Source organism: Actinomadura sp. KC345 (assembly GCF_004348515.1).
In the GTDB taxonomy this organism is placed as follows: Bacteria; Actinomycetota; Actinomycetes; order Streptosporangiales; family Streptosporangiaceae; genus Spirillospora.
The window spans coordinates 1-14,776 of record NZ_SMKH01000078.1 but is presented as its reverse complement, the minus strand read 5'-3'; the positions used below and the strand labels follow the sequence as shown (position 1 = coordinate 14,776).

15 protein-coding genes are annotated in these 14,776 nt (G+C 71.8%); 13 read left to right on the top strand and 2 right to left on the bottom strand.

Annotated features, from left to right (window positions below):
* Positions 1-29: 29 nt before the first annotated feature.
* Positions 30-1,229, bottom strand: coding sequence for an RNA-guided endonuclease TnpB family protein (locus E1281_RS15540; protein ID WP_131878720.1), 1,200 nt, complete (start codon positions 1,227-1,229; stop codon positions 30-32).
* A 117-nt stretch (positions 1,230-1,346) separates the two neighbouring features.
* Here E1281_RS15540 and E1281_RS15535 point away from each other — a divergent pair, with 117 nt between their 5' ends.
* The 9 genes from E1281_RS15535 (at position 1,347) to E1281_RS15495 (ending at position 9,393) form a co-directional block, all read left to right on the top strand.
* Positions 1,347-2,924: an ABC transporter ATP-binding protein gene (locus E1281_RS15535; RefSeq protein WP_131878719.1), complete on the top strand. Its 1,578-nt coding sequence runs from the start codon at positions 1,347-1,349 to the stop codon at positions 2,922-2,924.
* Positions 2,925-2,943: 19 nt separating this feature from the next.
* A complete protein-coding gene (locus E1281_RS15530; RefSeq protein ID WP_131878717.1) occupies positions 2,944-4,107 on the top strand; it encodes an ABC transporter permease in 1,164 nt (387 codons plus the stop codon).
* Entirely contained in the window at positions 4,104-5,018 is a 915-nt protein-coding gene (locus E1281_RS15525; RefSeq protein ID WP_131878715.1) for an ABC transporter permease, read from the top strand. Before E1281_RS15530 ends, E1281_RS15525 begins: the two co-directional genes overlap by 4 nt.
* Positions 5,019-5,109: 91 nt before the next feature.
* Complete coding sequence (locus tag E1281_RS15520; protein WP_131878713.1) at positions 5,110-5,559, top strand: VOC family protein; 450 nt, start codon at positions 5,110-5,112, stop codon at positions 5,557-5,559.
* Positions 5,544-6,011 carry a nuclear transport factor 2 family protein gene (locus E1281_RS15515; protein WP_243716986.1) on the top strand — a complete coding sequence of 156 codons (468 nt, stop codon included), beginning with the start codon at positions 5,544-5,546 and terminating at the stop codon, positions 6,009-6,011. Before E1281_RS15520 ends, E1281_RS15515 begins: the two co-directional genes overlap by 16 nt.
* 161 nt (positions 6,012-6,172) lie before the next feature.
* Positions 6,173-6,997: a fumarylacetoacetate hydrolase family protein gene (locus tag E1281_RS15510; RefSeq protein WP_131878711.1), complete on the top strand. Its 825-nt coding sequence runs from the start codon at positions 6,173-6,175 to the stop codon at positions 6,995-6,997.
* A gap of 79 nt (positions 6,998-7,076) precedes the next feature.
* Positions 7,077-8,231, top strand: a complete 1,155-nt coding sequence (locus E1281_RS15505) for an amidohydrolase/deacetylase family metallohydrolase (protein WP_131878709.1) — start codon at positions 7,077-7,079, stop codon at positions 8,229-8,231.
* Complete coding sequence (locus E1281_RS15500; RefSeq protein ID WP_131878707.1) at positions 8,216-9,007, top strand: aldolase/citrate lyase family protein; 792 nt, start codon at positions 8,216-8,218, stop codon at positions 9,005-9,007. The genes E1281_RS15505 and E1281_RS15500 overlap by 16 nt, the downstream gene beginning before the upstream one ends.
* Positions 9,004-9,393 carry a cupin domain-containing protein gene (locus tag E1281_RS15495; protein WP_131878705.1) on the top strand — a complete coding sequence of 130 codons (390 nt, stop codon included), beginning with the start codon at positions 9,004-9,006 and terminating at the stop codon, positions 9,391-9,393. The genes E1281_RS15500 and E1281_RS15495 overlap by 4 nt, the downstream gene beginning before the upstream one ends.
* Positions 9,394-9,460: 67 nt before the next feature.
* Here E1281_RS15495 and E1281_RS15490 read toward each other — a convergent pair whose 3' ends face one another.
* Complete coding sequence (locus tag E1281_RS15490) at positions 9,461-10,243, bottom strand: IclR family transcriptional regulator (RefSeq protein ID WP_165958946.1); 783 nt, start codon at positions 10,241-10,243, stop codon at positions 9,461-9,463.
* A 364-nt stretch (positions 10,244-10,607) separates the two neighbouring features.
* Between E1281_RS15490 and E1281_RS15485 the strand changes: the two genes are divergently transcribed.
* The 4 genes from E1281_RS15485 to E1281_RS15470 form a co-directional block, all read left to right on the top strand.
* Positions 10,608-11,966 carry an aromatic ring-hydroxylating dioxygenase subunit alpha gene (locus tag E1281_RS15485; protein WP_165958945.1) on the top strand — a complete coding sequence of 453 codons (1,359 nt, stop codon included), beginning with the start codon at positions 10,608-10,610 and terminating at the stop codon, positions 11,964-11,966.
* The gene (locus tag E1281_RS15480; protein ID WP_131878699.1) at positions 11,963-12,484 is read left to right on the top strand and encodes an aromatic-ring-hydroxylating dioxygenase subunit beta; all 522 of its coding nucleotides are present in this window, start codon (positions 11,963-11,965) and stop codon (positions 12,482-12,484) included. Before E1281_RS15485 ends, E1281_RS15480 begins: the two co-directional genes overlap by 4 nt.
* An 8-nt stretch (positions 12,485-12,492) precedes the next feature.
* Positions 12,493-13,671, top strand: a complete 1,179-nt coding sequence (locus E1281_RS15475) for a Dabb family protein (RefSeq protein WP_131878697.1) — start codon at positions 12,493-12,495, stop codon at positions 13,669-13,671.
* The coding region (locus E1281_RS15470; protein WP_131878695.1) for a hypothetical protein at positions 13,635-14,776 on the top strand (1,142 nt) is incomplete at its 3' end. The genes E1281_RS15475 and E1281_RS15470, both read left to right, overlap by 37 nt.

Below are 14,776 nucleotides of genomic sequence, written 5' to 3'. Positions count from 1 at the left end.
TCCCTCCCCTCCCTCTCGGGAGGGGAGTCCTACGGCTCGCGCCGTAAGTGTTTCTGCTTCGCAGCCGACTGCGGAAGGGAGGGCCCTTGCCGTCTGACATCAGCTCCACAGACCTCGCCGGGGCATGCCCCGGCTACGGCTCGACCAGCCGCAAGGATGTTCTTGGCCGCGTTGACGTCCCGGTCGTGCCGGGTGCGGCAGCCCGGACACGACCATGCCCGGGTGGAAAGGCTCAGTTCGGTCAGCAGGTGGCCGCAATGCGAGCAGGTCTTGGACGAGGGGTACCACCGATCGACGACGATCAGGGTTCGTCCGGCACGGTCGGCCTTGTACTCCAGTTGACGCCGGAACTCACCCCACCCGCAATCGGCCACGGCGCGAGCGAGTTTGCGGTTGCGCACCATGCCGGCGACCGCGAGGTCTTCGATCACGATCGTGTCTGCTTGGCGGACGAGACCGGTGCTTGTGCGGTGCAGGAAGTCTCGGCGGGCGTTGCGGACCTTCCGATGGGAGCGAGCGACCTTGGCCTTGGCCTTGCGCCGGTTGGCCGAGCCGGGCTTGCGGGCCATCCGCCGCTGGTACCGGGCCAGGTTCGCCGCCTTGCGCTCCAGATGCCGGGGATTGGCGAGGTGGTCCCCGTCGGAGGTGACCATGAAGTCCTTCACCCCCAGGTCGATGCCGATCTGGTGCCCGGCCGCCGGCAGCGGCTTGGGGGTGTCGGTGTCGACGGCGAAGGTCGTGTACCAGCGGCCGTCCGGGTCTCTGGAGATCACGACCATGGTCGGGTTCAGCGTGGCCAGGTCCACATCGTCGAACGACCACACGAACGCCAAAGGCCTGGTGGTCTTGGCGATCTGCAGTTGCCCGTTGCGGATGCGAAAGGCCGAGCGGGTGTAGTGCGCGGACTGTCGGGAGTTGCGGTTCTTGAACCGCGGGTAGCGGGCACGACCGGCGAAGAAATTCGCGAACGCGGCGTGCTGGTGCCGCAGCGCCTGCTGCAACGGCACGCAGGACACCTCGTTCAGGAACGCCAGGTCTTCGCTCTTCTTCCACAGGGTCAGCGCGGCGTCGGTCTGCTTGTAGGACGTGCGTGTGCCGTCGGCGTGGTAGGCCCGGCGGCGCTCGGCGAGTGTCTTGTTCCAGACCAGACGCACGCAACCGAACGTGCGGCCGAAGATGGCCGCCTGCTCGGGGTCGGGGTAGGCCCGGCACTTGTATGCCGCCCGCATGGCGGAATCATTACAGATCGTAAGCGCACCTGTACGCGGAATGTGGGCTGAGTGTCGGCGAACTTCAACAAGACCGCCGGCCTCAAGGCCGGGGCATCCTTCGGAGGATTGGATGACATGACCGATCGTGACGGGGACCGCGCTCCCGCGCTGGCGCTGCGCGGGATCGGCAAGACCTACGGGCAGGTCGTGGCCTGCGACGCGGTGGACCTGACCGTCCACCGCGGCGAGATCCACGGCCTGCTGGGCGAGAACGGCGCGGGCAAGTCCACGCTGATGAAGATCCTGCTCGGGCTCGTCCGGCGGGACGCGGGGACGATCCATCACGACGGCCGCGCGGTCGAGGTCGCGGGGCCGCAGGAGGCGATCGCGCTCGGCATCGGCATGGTGCACCAGCACTTCAGCCTCGTCGAGCCGCTCACCGTCTGGGAGAACATCACGCTCGGTGACACCGGCCGGGTCGACCGGGCGAAGGCGTGCGCGCAGGTCGAGGAGGTCGGCGGACGCTACGGGCTGCCGATCGACCCCCTCGCCCCGGTCTCGCGCCTGTCGGCCGGGGAGCGGCAGCGGGTGGAGCTGATCAAGTGCCTGCGCCGCGACCCGTCCGTCCTCGTCCTGGACGAGCCCACCTCGGTGCTCACCCAGGCCGAGTCGGCGGAGCTGTTCGGCGTGCTGCGCGAGGTCGTCGCCGGTGAGAACCGCGCGGTGGTCCTGATCAGCCACAAGCTGGCGGAGATCACCGCGGCCACCGACCGGGTGACCGTGCTGCGCCGGGGTCGCGTCGCGTTCCACAGCGTGACGGCGGAGACCAGCGCGCAGGAGCTGGCCCGGCAGATGGTCGGCCGGGACGTCTCGCTGCGCGCCGAGGCCGCGGCCCTGGGCATGCTCCCGGTCGAACGGCGTGCGGACAAAAGGCAGGACGGCGAGCCGCAGGAGGAGCCGGAAACCGGCGTCGAGCCCGCGCTGCGCCTGTCGGGCATCACCGTCCGCTCGGACGGCGTCCCGCTGCTCGACGACTTCGGCCTCGACGTCGCGCCCGGCGAGATCCTCGGGCTGTACGGGGTGGAGGGCAACGGCCAGGCGACGCTGGGCGACCTGCTGTCCGGCCTGGTCGAGCCCTCCGCCGGGACGATCGAGGTGGGCGGCGTGCGGATCGACCCGGCCAGGCCGGGCGCGCTGCACGAGGCCGGCCTCGGCATCGTCCCCGAGGACCGGCACGCCTCCGGCGTCGTCCTCGACATGAGCGTCGCCGACAACCTGGTGATGAAGTCGCTCGACAGCGTCAGCGGCCGGTTCCTGGTCGACAGGCGCAGGACGTACGAGGTGGCCCGGCGGCTGGCGGTGGAGTTCAACATCATCACCTCGTCGCTGGACGCGCCCGTCCGCAGCCTGTCGGGCGGCAACCAGCAGCGCGTGGTGCTCGCCCGCGAGATGTCGGCGGACCCGTCGGTGCTCGTCGCCGCCCAGCCCACCCACGGTCTCGACGTGGGCGCCATCGAGGACATGTACCTGCGGCTGCGCAAGGCCGCGTCGGGAGGGGTGGCGATCCTGCTGATCAGTACCGAGCTGGAGGAGGTCATGGCGCTCTCTTCCAGGATCGCGGTCATCTCCGGGGGCCGCGTCGCGGGCGTGCTGCCCACGGCCGAGGCCACCGCCGAGCGCCTCGGCATGCTCGTGGGAGGTGTGGCCGCGTGAGGCTCCCGGGAGGTACGGCATGACGGACGACCGTTCCGGGCGGAGGCTGGCCGCGGCGCTGAGCCCCGGGCCCGGCGGGACGCAGGTCGCCCTGGCGACGGTGGTCGCCGTCGCGCTCGCGCTGGCGGTGTCGTCGGTGCTGGTGGCGACGACGGGCGGTTCCCCGGTCAAGGCGATAACGGCGCTGTACGACGGGAGCCTGGCGAGCCGGTCCGCGATCAGCTCGACGCTGCTGTATGCCGCGCCGCTGCTGCTGGTGGCCGTCGGGACGTGCGTGTGCGTCCGGGCCGGGGTGTTCAACCTCGGCCAGGAGGGCCAGGTGCTCATCGGCGCGCTGGCCGGGGCGTTCATCGGGCTGCGGCTGGCCCTGCCCGGACCGGCGCTGCTGGTGCTCGCGCTGGTCGCGGCGGCGCTGGCCGGCGGGGCGTGGGCCGGGATCAGCTCGCTGATGCACCGGGTGCGCGGCGTCAACATCGTGGTGAGCACGCTGCTGATGACGTTCCTCGCGCAGCAGCTCGTCGCGTACGCGGTGAACACGCCGTGGCTGCTCCAGGAGACCAGGCGCGGCGGGGCGACGGTCTCGCCGCAGTCCAACCCGCTGCCGGAGAACGGGCTGCTCGGCTCGTTCGGCGAGTACCCGTCGCTGCAGATCAACGGCGGCCTGCTGCTCGCGCTGGCCGCGGCCGTGGTGATCGCGCTGCTGATCGCGCGCAGCCGGTGGGGTTTCCGGCTGACGATGCTCGGCCTCAACCCGCGGGCCGCCCGGCACGCCGGGGTACGGGTCGGGGCGCTGAGCGGGACGGCGCTGGCCGTGTCCGGCGCGTTCGCCGGGGTGGCCGGGGCGGTGCTGCTGACCAGCCCCGTCGGCACCAACCGGTTGCAGGGCGGCATCTCCAACAACATCGGCTGGGACGGCCTGCTGGTGGCGCTGGTCGCCCGCAACCGGCCGCTGATGGCCATTCCCGTCGCGCTGCTGTTCGGTGTGCTGCGTTCCGGAGGCGGGTTCCTGGCGTCGACCGGGGTCCCGCACTTCCTGGTGGACGTGGTCAAGTCGCTGCTGGTGCTCGCGTTCGTCGTCCCGCCGGTCCTGACCGAGGCGCTGCGCCGCCGGCGGGAGAGCCGCGGAACCGGGGCCGACGCGGATGCCGCGGCCCCCAAGGCCAAGGAGGCGGTCGCGTCATGAGCGCCGCGGACAACATCTCCACGATCCTCGCCAGCGGTGCCCGGCTGACGGTGCCGCTCGCGTTCGCCGCCTGCGGGGAGTACCTCGCGGAACGCGCCGGGACCGTCAACATCTCCGTCGAGGCGATGATGCTGGGCGGGGCGTTCGGCGCGATCGCGGGCGCGTCGGTGACCGGCAGCGCCACGACCGGGCTCGCGGTCGGGATGCTGGTCGGCCTGCTGATCGGGTTCGTGCACGGCAACCTGTCGCACCGCGCGGCCGTCAACACGTTCGTCGTCGGCCTCGTCCTGAACACGCTGGTGCTGGGGCTGACCAGCTACCTGATCGTCACCGGGTCGTTCACCGGCCACCAGGTGTGGCAGGTGAGCGTGCCGGTGCTGCGCGACATCCCGATCGTCGGGCAGGTGCTGTTCGTCGAGCGGTGGCCGGTCTACCTGCTGATCGGGGTGGTCCCGCTGACGTGGTGGCTCGTCGAGCGCAGCCGGTGGGGCCTTGAGCTGCGGGCGGTCGGTGAGGATCCGCAGGCCGCCGACGTGACCGGCATCGACGTGCAGAAGCGGCGCCGCCAGGCGCTGCTGTGGTGCGGGCTGCTGTCCGGGCTCGGCGGCGCCTACCTGGCGGTGGGCGAGGTCGGCTCGTTCAGCCAGAACATGACCGCCGGCCGCGGCTTCATCGTGATCGCGGCGGTGATCTTCGGGGCGTGGCGGCTGGGCCGCACGCTGCTCGGCTGCGCGCTGTTCGGCCTCGCCGACGCGATGCGGCTGGCGCTGCCCGCGCTGGGCTTCCAGCTGAACTCGCAGCTGCTGATCGTCGCCCCCTACCTGCTGGCCCTGGTGGTGCTGCTCCTGTTCGCGGCCAAGGACCGCGAGCCGCGGGCCCTGGGCAAGGCGTTCCATCGGGGTACGGCGTGATCTGTACGTGCGGCGTGATCTGCAAGTGCGACGCCGTCATAGACCACCGGGTCCGGGCAATCCGGGGCCGGACGATCCAGAGGAGGACAACGTGAGCGGACTGACCGCCGCGCGCTGGACCCATGTCGCGCTGCCGAGCGGCGACCTGGACAAGTCGATCGACTTCTACACCTCGCTCACCCCGCTGGTGGTGCTGGAGCGGTTCCAGGACGCCGACGGCGAGAGCGCCTGGCTGTCGAACGAGGGCCAGGTGGAGACGCCTTTCGTGCTGGTGCTGGTGTCCTTCGACAAGGACAAGGGCGGGCAGCTCGGGCTGCTCCACCCGTTCGCCCACATCGGTATCGAGGTGCCCGAGCGCGCCGACGTGGACGAGCTGGCCGAGCGCGCCCGCGAGCTGGGAAGCCTGCACTGGGAGCCGCGCGACATGCCGGACCCGGTCGGCTACATCTGCGCGCTCAAGGACCCGGACGGCAACGTCATCGAGATCTCCCACAACCAGAAGGTGTTCGATACCGTCCGCGAGAAGTGGGGACGGTCCTGACCGGCCCCCTCCGGCCGATGGGACCGGACGCCGTCGCGCGGGTCGAGGAGCGGACCCGCGCGGCGGCGCTGCGGTACCTCGCCGCGCTGAACCGCCACGACGCCGACGCCGTCGCCGGCTGCGTGGCCGAGGGCTTCGTCAGCGAGCACGCCGCGTCGATGGGGCAGGGCGTCACCGGCCGCGCCGCGTACCGGGACCGGCTCGACGGCTTCCTGGCCGACTTCGCGGGCCTGAAGTACGACATGGAGGACCTGGTCGTCCGGGACGTGCGGGCCGTGCTGGCCTACACGATGTCGTTCCGGCTCGTCTCGGCCGGGAACGCGCCGGTACGGCTCCGCGGCGTGTTCCGCCTGTGGGTGGACGTGGACGGCCTGGTGGCCCGCCGCATCGACTACTGGGACGGCGACGAGGTGACGCGGCAGCTCGCCGCGGCCTCGCGGGCGAACGCCTGACCCTCGCCACCCCCTGCTCGCCGCTCGTCTCGTCGCGCGGCCCGGCGCCGCGCGGCCGACTCGTGCTGCCCGCAGGCTGCCATGTCGGATTGCGAGATACCATCTCTCATTTCTTGACAGGAAACCATCTCGCATCGAAAGATGACGTCGTGCATGTTGTAATGACTTCGGGGGGTCTCGGCCGGATCGAGGACGGGGCCGTGGCCGTCCTCGACACGCCCTACCCCGACGCGGGCGCCCTGATCGAGGCGACAGGCTCGCTGGACGCCCTGGCCACGGCGAAGGTCGTCCGGCGCGTCCCGCTGGACGGCGCCGGCGGCGACGGAGCCGGGCCCGGCCTGCCGGCCCCCGTCCCCCGCCCCCGGGCACTGTGGGGCATCGGCATGAACTACCACTCGAAGGCCGAGCTCACGGGACGTCCCGTCCCGGACGAGCCGGTGCTCTACCTGGCCGCGCCGTCGTCGGTGTGCGGGCCCGGCGCGAGCGTCCGGCTCCCGGCCGAGCAGACCGCCGAGATGGACTACGAGGCCGAGATCGCGGTCGTGATCGGCCGGACCCTCGACCGCGCCGGCGAGGCCGACGCCTGGGCCGCGGTCGCCGCCGTCACCGCGGCGAACGACATGACCTGCCGCGACGTCATGAAGCGCACCGGATGGCCCGTGCTGGCCAAGAGCTTCGCCGGCTTCACCCCGCTCGGCGGCTCCCTCCTGGCGCGCGACGAGGTCGCCGGGCCGGACGCGATCGGCGTCCGCTCGTGGGTCGGCGGCGAGCCGCGCCAGGACTCCACCAGCTCCGACATGATCTTCCCGATCCCCGAGCTGCTGGCCCGGATCTCCCGGTACGCCGCGCTCCACCCCGGCGACGTGGTGCTGACCGGCACGCCCGCCGGGACCGGCCAGGACCGCGGCGACTTCCTGCGGCCCGGCGACACCGTCCGGGTCGAGATCGACGGCGTCCTGCCCCTGACCACCCGGGTCCACGCGTGAACGCGCGCCTCGCGCCGCCTCACCCGCGGTACCGGACCCGCACTTCCCCCTGCATCCTCACAGAACCGGGAGCACCTCGATGACCGAAGACAGCAAGCCCGCCTACGACCGCGTGCTCAGAGGCGGGACGGTCATCGATCCCGCGTCCGGCACCAACGCCGTGCGCGACGTCGCGATCAGCGGCGACAAGATCGCGGCCGTCGGCGAGGGCCTGGCCGCCCAGGCGGCGGAGGTCGTCGACTGCACCGGCAGGTGGGTGCTCCCCGGCCTGGTCGAGGGCCACACCCACATCTTCCAGTACGTCTCCGCGGTCGGCGCCTCCGCCGACGACGCGCACCTGCGCCGCGGCGTCGTCGCCGCCGCCGACGCCGGGACCGCCGGGGCCTCCACGTTCCCCGCGTTCCGCAAGCTGGTCGTCGAGCCGTCCCCGATGCGGATCGTCAACTTCCTGAACGTCTCGGTGCTCGGCCTCATCGACTTCCGCTTCGGCGAGCTGATGAACCCCGACACGCTCGTCCCGGACGACGCGCTGGCGACCGCCGCCCAGAACCCCGACGTGGTGCGCGGCTTCAAGATCCGGCTGTCCGAGGACGTCGTCGGCGAGAACTGGCAGATGCTGCTGAAGAAGTCCCTCGACGTCGCCGAGGAGGCCGGTCTGCCGCTCATGGTGCACATCGGGGAGACCTCCGAGCCGCTGCCGGTCGTCCTGGACCACCTGCGTCCCGGCGACATCGTGGCGCACTGCTACACCGGCAAGGAGCACGGCATCCTGGACGGCGAGAACGTGCACCCGGCGGTGACGGCGGCCCGGGAGCGCGGCGTCCTGTTCGACTCGGCGCACGGCAAGAGCAACCTCAGCTTCGAGGTCGCGCGTCCCGCGATCGCGAAGGGCTTCTACCCCGACGTGCTCAGCTCCGACACCAGCGCCCGCAACTGGCGCGGGCCGGTGTTCGACCTGCTGACCAGCATGTCCAAGCTCATCGCGCTGGGCATGCCGCTGACCGAGGCGGTCGCCCGCGCCACCGTGCGGCCCGCGCGGGTCCTCGGGCTGGACGGCGAGGGCTACGGGCGGCTGGAGGCCGGCGGCCCCGCCCACGTGACCGTGGTCGAGGAGACCGAGCCGGTCGTCCTGCCTGACGCGGCCGGAAACTCGATCACCGCGCCCCTGCTCTCGCCCGCCCTCGTCCTGCACGGCGGGGCGGAGGTCGAGACCGTGCCGTGGCGCGGGCTGTGACCTCGCACCGGCGCTCGCTGCGCGCGGCACTGGCGGAGGGCGCCCGGGTGACCGGGACCTTCGTCAAGCTGCCCGCCCCGGACGTGGTGGAGCTGTGCGGCCTGGCGGGCTTCGACTTCGCCGTCGTCGACATGGAGCACTCCACGCTGACCGAGGCCGAGGCGATCGGCCTCGTCCGGCACGCCGAACGCTGCGGGCTGCCGGCGCTCGTCCGGATCCCCGAGGTGGACGCGCCGCTGATCTGCCGCCTGCTGGAGAACGGCGCGGCCGGGCTCCAGCTGTCCATGCTCGCGTCCGCCGCGCAGGCCCGCGCGCTCGTCCGGGCGACGCGGTTCGCGCCCGAGGGAGCCCGGTCGGTCAGCCTGGCCAACCGGGCCGCCGGGTTCGGGCTGCGCTCGTCCGGCGGCCTGAAGGCGTTCCTGGCCGCGGAGCGCGACGACCCGCCGCTGCTCGTCGGGCAGATCGAGACGCCCTGGTGGCGCGACGGCGACTCCTGGGAGGCGGTGATCGGCGACCTGGACGTCGTCTTCGTCGGCGGCACCGACCTGGCCGTCAGCCTGGGCGCCGACCCCGGCGGTGACGACCTGCGCGCGGCCGTCGCCGAGATCGAGAACGCCGCCGAACGGCACGGGGTCGCGTTCGGCGGCTGGGCCCCGTCCAGGACGGCCGCGCGAGGCCACGGCCTCGCCGGCGCGCGTTACCTGGTCACGGGGTCGGACCTGCAGATTCTCGCCGCCGGACTGGAAGCGGCGGCCGGCGAAGGAGGCAACGGATGACCGAGAAGGGCCGCAACGCCAAGCTCTACAACCGGGTGATCGGCTGGGCGGACATGCCGGAGACCGAGCTGCGCCGGGGGGTGCGGCGCCGCGTCTACTCCACCGACGAGGTGATGGTCGCCCACCACACCCTCGACGTCGGCATGGACCTCAACCCGCACAGCCACGAGGACTTCGACCAGCTCGTCTACATCGCCGAGGGCCGCTGCAACTACTACGTCGAGGGCGTCCCGCACGAGATGACCGCCGGCACGTTCCTGCTCGTGCCGGCGGGATCCGAGCACTACATAGAGCCGCTGGAAGACCCGTGCGTGAACATCGACATCTTCGTCCCGCCCCGAGCGGACTTCGCGAAATCCCTCACGTACCTGAACGACCTCCCCTGACCCGTTCACTTGCGGCGTGTCGTTGTTCTGGAAGGCCGGATGACAACGACACGCCGCACGTCGACGGTCAGCCGGCCTCGGTGTGGTGGCCGTTGTTGCCGAGGCGCTGGGACAGCTCCTTCGTGATCTCCAGGAGGGCCCGCGCCATCGTCGAGTCGGCCTGGCGCGGGACGTCGACGGAGGTGCCCACGATCGCCATCGTGGCGATGATGGCCTCGCCCTCGAAGACCGGCGCGGCGATCGTGTGCAGGCCGTTCTCGGACGGGGAGTTGACCGAGAGCCCGTGGTCGCGGATCCAGTCGACCTCCTCGCGCAGCCCGGGGGAGCGGCGCAGCAGCTTGGCCAGCGCCGGGACCTGCTCGGGCGGGAGGCACGCGCAGAACACCCGGCCCTGCGCGGAGGTGGCCAGGTCGAGCCGCGACCCGACGCGGACGCTGATCCGGATCAGGTGGTCGGTGTTGTCGGCCGACCGCACGACGGTCGGCGACTCGCCGTCCCAGATGCTCAGCACGACGGTCTGGCCGACGGTCTGGACGAGCCGGTCCATGTACGGTTCGGCGGCCGTCACGATCGGCAGCGCGGCCCGCGCGGCGGCGGCGAGCGTGAGGACCTGCGGGCCCAGCGAGTACAGGGCGGTGCGGTCGTCGTACCGCAGCAGGTTCGCGGCCCGGAGGGCCTTGGTGTACCGGTGGGCGGTCGCCTTGCTGGCGCCGAGCCGCGCGGTGATCTCGTTCAGGCTCAGGTGGGGCCGGCTCACCGTGAACGAGTCCAGGATCAGTGCGGCGCGCTGCACCGTCTGGATCGATGAGGAGCTCTCGGCCGTGGTGTCTCGTACGGTCCTCGTCGCCATCCGTTCCTCGCTTCTGCCTCGGCCACAGGCCGCGTTCCCCCGTGCCCTCGGACGGGGCGGCGGGCTCCGTGGCGGCATGACACGCCATCTCATCATGAGCGAGACCGCTGCGGCGGGTCATTCGCAACACCGGGGGGTGAAGCGTTCGACACTCCGTGTAAAGGAGGTTTCACCGCATGCCATCTCTTAGTGCGAGACGCAATCATGATAACTGAGACGTAGCTAGTCAAACCGGCAGGTATCCCGCCGTCCTTCCCCTTGACACGGCGAACCGGCCTGGGGAAGTCTTAGCACGATGCGAGATGGTATCTCGAATTACTGAACGATGCTGCTGATGAAGCGGCGTGGAAGGGGGTGGAGCCCGATGCCCGGACCTGATGGCACGGGTCTTCCGGGGCGGCTGGTCGTCGAGGACTGGGACGCACTGACTTTCCGCGTGAATCGGGTCGCGTACCGCTCGGAGGAGATCTTCCAGGCGGAGCGGGACCGGATATGGGCGCGTACGTGGCTGTACCTGGGGCACGAGACCGAGGTCGCCACGCCCAACGACTTCAAGACGCGGACGCTGGGCGGCCGGCCGCTGATCTTCTGCCGGGACACCGGCGGCACCGTCCGCGCGTTCCTGAACTCCTGCCCGCACCGCGGCACGATCCTGTGCCGGGAGCGGGAGGGCTCCAGCAAGCTCTTCCAGTGCTTCTACCACGCGTGGACGTTCCGCAACAACGGCGACGTCGCCGCGATCCCCGGCAAGGACGCCTACGAAGCCGCAGGTGAGGGCTTCCTCGACTCGATGCGGCTGCGCACCGTCCCCCGGCTGGAGATCCACGAGGGGTTCGTGTTCGTCGCGTTCGACCCCGGCGTCCCGCCGCTGCTCGACTACCTCGGCGACGCCGCCGACTACATGACGATGATCTCCGAGCAGCACGCCGCGGGCATGGAGGTCCTGCCCGGCACCCAGCTGTACGGCGTGCGCGGCAACTGGAAACTCGGCGTCGAGAACGCCATGGACGGCTACCACTTCGCGCCCACGCACAACACGTTCGTCGGCTACCTCCGCGAGACGGGCTTCGCCGTCACCGACGACGACCAGTACGCCTACAACCTCGGCAACGGCCACGGCCTCCTCGTCCTGACCGGCCACGGCGGCCGGATCAGCATGCTGTGGGAGCCGCGCTTCGGCGAGGACGAGAAGGCCCGCACCGGGGCGCACCGCGCCGAGATGGACCGCAGGCTCGGCCCCGAACGCGCCCGCTACGTCGCCGACGAGAGCCACATCCTGTTCGTCTTCCCGAACCTGCTGCTGTTCGACCTCGAAGGGCTCTCGATCCGCCAGCTCGAACCGGTCTCGGCCGGCCACACCGACGTCCGCGCCTGGCAGCTTGCGCCGCGCGGCGAGGACGCCGACACCCGCGCGCTGCGGATGAAGACCATGGTCAGCTTCGTCGGCCCCGGCGGCCTGGCCACCCCCGACGACATCGAGGCGTACGAGGCGGTGCAGCGCGGCATCGAGGCCACCGCCGCCGACGCCCGCGCCGGGACGGACTTCAGCGACATGTCCCGCGGCATGATCGACGAGGTCAAGGGCGTACAGGGCCGCTCCATCGACGAGGGCGCGATGCGCGGCTTCTGGCGGCGATGGGTGGACGTCCTCGGCGCCGACGGCGGCCTGGAGGTCACCGGCCCCCGCCCGGAGAGCTTCCTTGAGGGGAGGAACGTGCGATGACCGCGCCCACCACCGGCCGCGCGCTCGTCGGCGGGCGCGAGATCACCCGCGCCGACGTGGAGGACTTCCTCTACGCCGAGGCCGACATCCTGGACGCCTGGCAGTACGACGACTGGCTCGCGCTGTTCGAGCCCGGCGCCCGGTTCGAGGTCCCCTCGACCGACTGGAAGGGCGAGTCGCCGTTCGCGTCGGGCTCGTTCGTCACCGACGACTGGGACCTGCTGCGCGCCCGCGTCAAGCGGCTCAAGTCCCGCAAGGCGCACGCCGAGAACCCGCCCTCGCTCACGCACCGCATGATCTCCAACGTTCAGCTGCGCGAGCACGACGAGCCCGGCCTGCTCCGGGTGAGGGCGTCCTTCATCATCCACCGCGCCCGCGACGGCGAGTTCGACGCCTACGTGGGCCGCTACGACCACCTGCTCGTCACGGGCGGCGACGCGCTCCGCTTCCGGCGGCGCCGCGCGATCCTCGCCCACGAGCACCTGACCGCCGGCAGCCGGCTGAGCTTCATCCTCTGAGGAACCTGATGATCAATCACACCGTGATGTTCCGGTTCCGCCCGGACGCGCCGTCCGAGGCGGTCGAGTCCATCCTGGCGGAGCTGCGCACCTTCCCCAAGCGCTACCCGGCGATGCGGGAGTTCTCGCTGGGCCCCAACATCAGCACCCGCGACTCGACGTTCACGCACGCGTTCTCGGTCCGCTTCGCCTCCGAGGCCGACCTGCTCGCCTACGTGACCAGCGACTCGCACGAGCGGTTCGTCCGGGAGCGCTGGCGGCCGGTCGTCGAGGCCCACCACATCACCAGCCACGAGGCCCCGGACAAGGCGGGACGGCCGCGCGGCCCGTACGGGATGGAGTACGCCCGTATCGAGGTCCCCGACATGGCCCGGACGATCGAGTTCCTCCAGTACCACGTGGGCCTCCAGCTCGAACAGCACACCGACGAGTACGCCTACCTGCGGACCGACATCGAGCACCACTCGATCGAGCTGATCAGCGCCCCGCAGCACGCGACCGGCCAGACCGTCGCGATCGGCTACAGCGTGGAGAACGACGAGGCCCTGGCCGACCTGCGCAAGCGGGTCACCGACGCCGGCCACGAGATCCTCGCGCTCCAGGACCGGCAGAAGGGCCTCTGCGCGGACGGCTTCGCCGTCCGCGACCCCAACGGGCTGGTCGTGGAGCTGTTCACCGGCTTCCTGGAGTACGCCGAGCCGCCGGTGACGGAGCTGCGCCCGGTCGACCTCGTCCACCCGTTCATCGCGACGACCGAGTACGAGGAGTCGCTGAAGTTCTACACCGAGGTGCTGGGCTTCCTGCCCTCGGACGAGATCGTCGGCTCCACGACGTTCCTGCGCTGCGAGGACCGCTACCACCACAGCCTCGCCCTGCAGAACAACAAGGAGCACTTCGTCGCCCACCTGTGCTTCGCGACGAAGAGCCTCGACCACGTCATGCGCTTCCGCGCCCGCGCCCTCTACAAGGGCGAGCCGATCGCGTCGGACCTCGTGAACCACTCGGCGTCGACGTCCATCGCGTTCTACATGCACGAGCCGCTGCACGGCCCGCGTTACGAGCTGTGCGACGCGCACCGCGTGTTCACGCCCGAGGAGCACGAGACGCACGTCGCCCGCCGGATGCCGCCGGACCCGCGCAACATCGACGTGTGGCGCCCGGCCTCCGACGACTGGGGGCGCTTCTGACGGCGCCGCGGGACGCGGGCGAGGAGATCGTCCGCGTCCTGGAGGTGCTGGACGGCGTCGCGGCGCCGTACGGCCACGAGTCCGCCGCCGCCGTGCGCCTGGCCTCCTGGTGCACGGCGCGGTGGCCGTGGATCGACTGGACGGTCCAGAGGTACGGCACCGGCGGCGCCAACCTCCAGGCGGGCGACCCGGCCGGGGTGCTGCTCTACTCGCACCTCGACACCTCGCTCAGCGGCGACCCGTCCGAGGACCGCCCCATCACCGGCCGCGCCGATCCCCCGGGCCCCCTGAAGGTCACGCCGACGGAGGTCGAGGGCTTCGGCCTCGGCGTCGCCAGGGCCCCGGCCGCCGCGGCCCTGATCGCGTTCGTCACCGCCGCGTCGCGCGGCATACCCACGAGCCTCCTCCTGGCCGGATCGGGCACGCACAGGAGCATGCTCCACGGACGCGGCGGCACGGCCCGTTCGACCGGCCTGGACCACTACCTCGCCACCGCGCCCCGGCCGCCCGCCGCCATCGTCGCCAAGGGCGGCCCGCCCACACTCCTGTGGGAGGAATCCGGCGCCCTCTACCTGCGCCTTCGCGTGCAGGGCCGACACGGTGCCGTGCTCGCCCGCGAGTCGGCCGACCCGCCCGGCGGCGTCATCGCCCACGCGGGCCCCGTCATCGACGCCGTCGAGCGCTGGCGCGCGGCCTACGTCGCTTCGAGCGCGGCTCCCGGCACGCAGGTGGGCCCGGCCGCCGGAATCGGCTCGCTCACCGCGGGCCGCCCCGACAAACCCGACCTCTTCCCGGCCCTGCTGGAGGCCGGGATCTACGTCGTGACCGTCCCCGGAGCCGAGCCGGACACCATCGCCTCCGCGTTGCGGACCGAGGTCGAAGCGGCCTGCGCGACCGGCCCGCTCGCCACCTGCACGGTCGAGGTGGAGACCGACGAGATCCATCCCGCCGCCGCGACCCCCGCCGACGCGCCGATCGTCCGCGAGGCGCGCACGGCCTGGCGCGCCGAGTTCGGCGCCGACCCGCCGCCGGTCACCGGCTGGACGGGCTCCACGGACGGCGTCGTCCTCAGAGCCCACGGCATCGACACCGTCCGCCTCGGCCC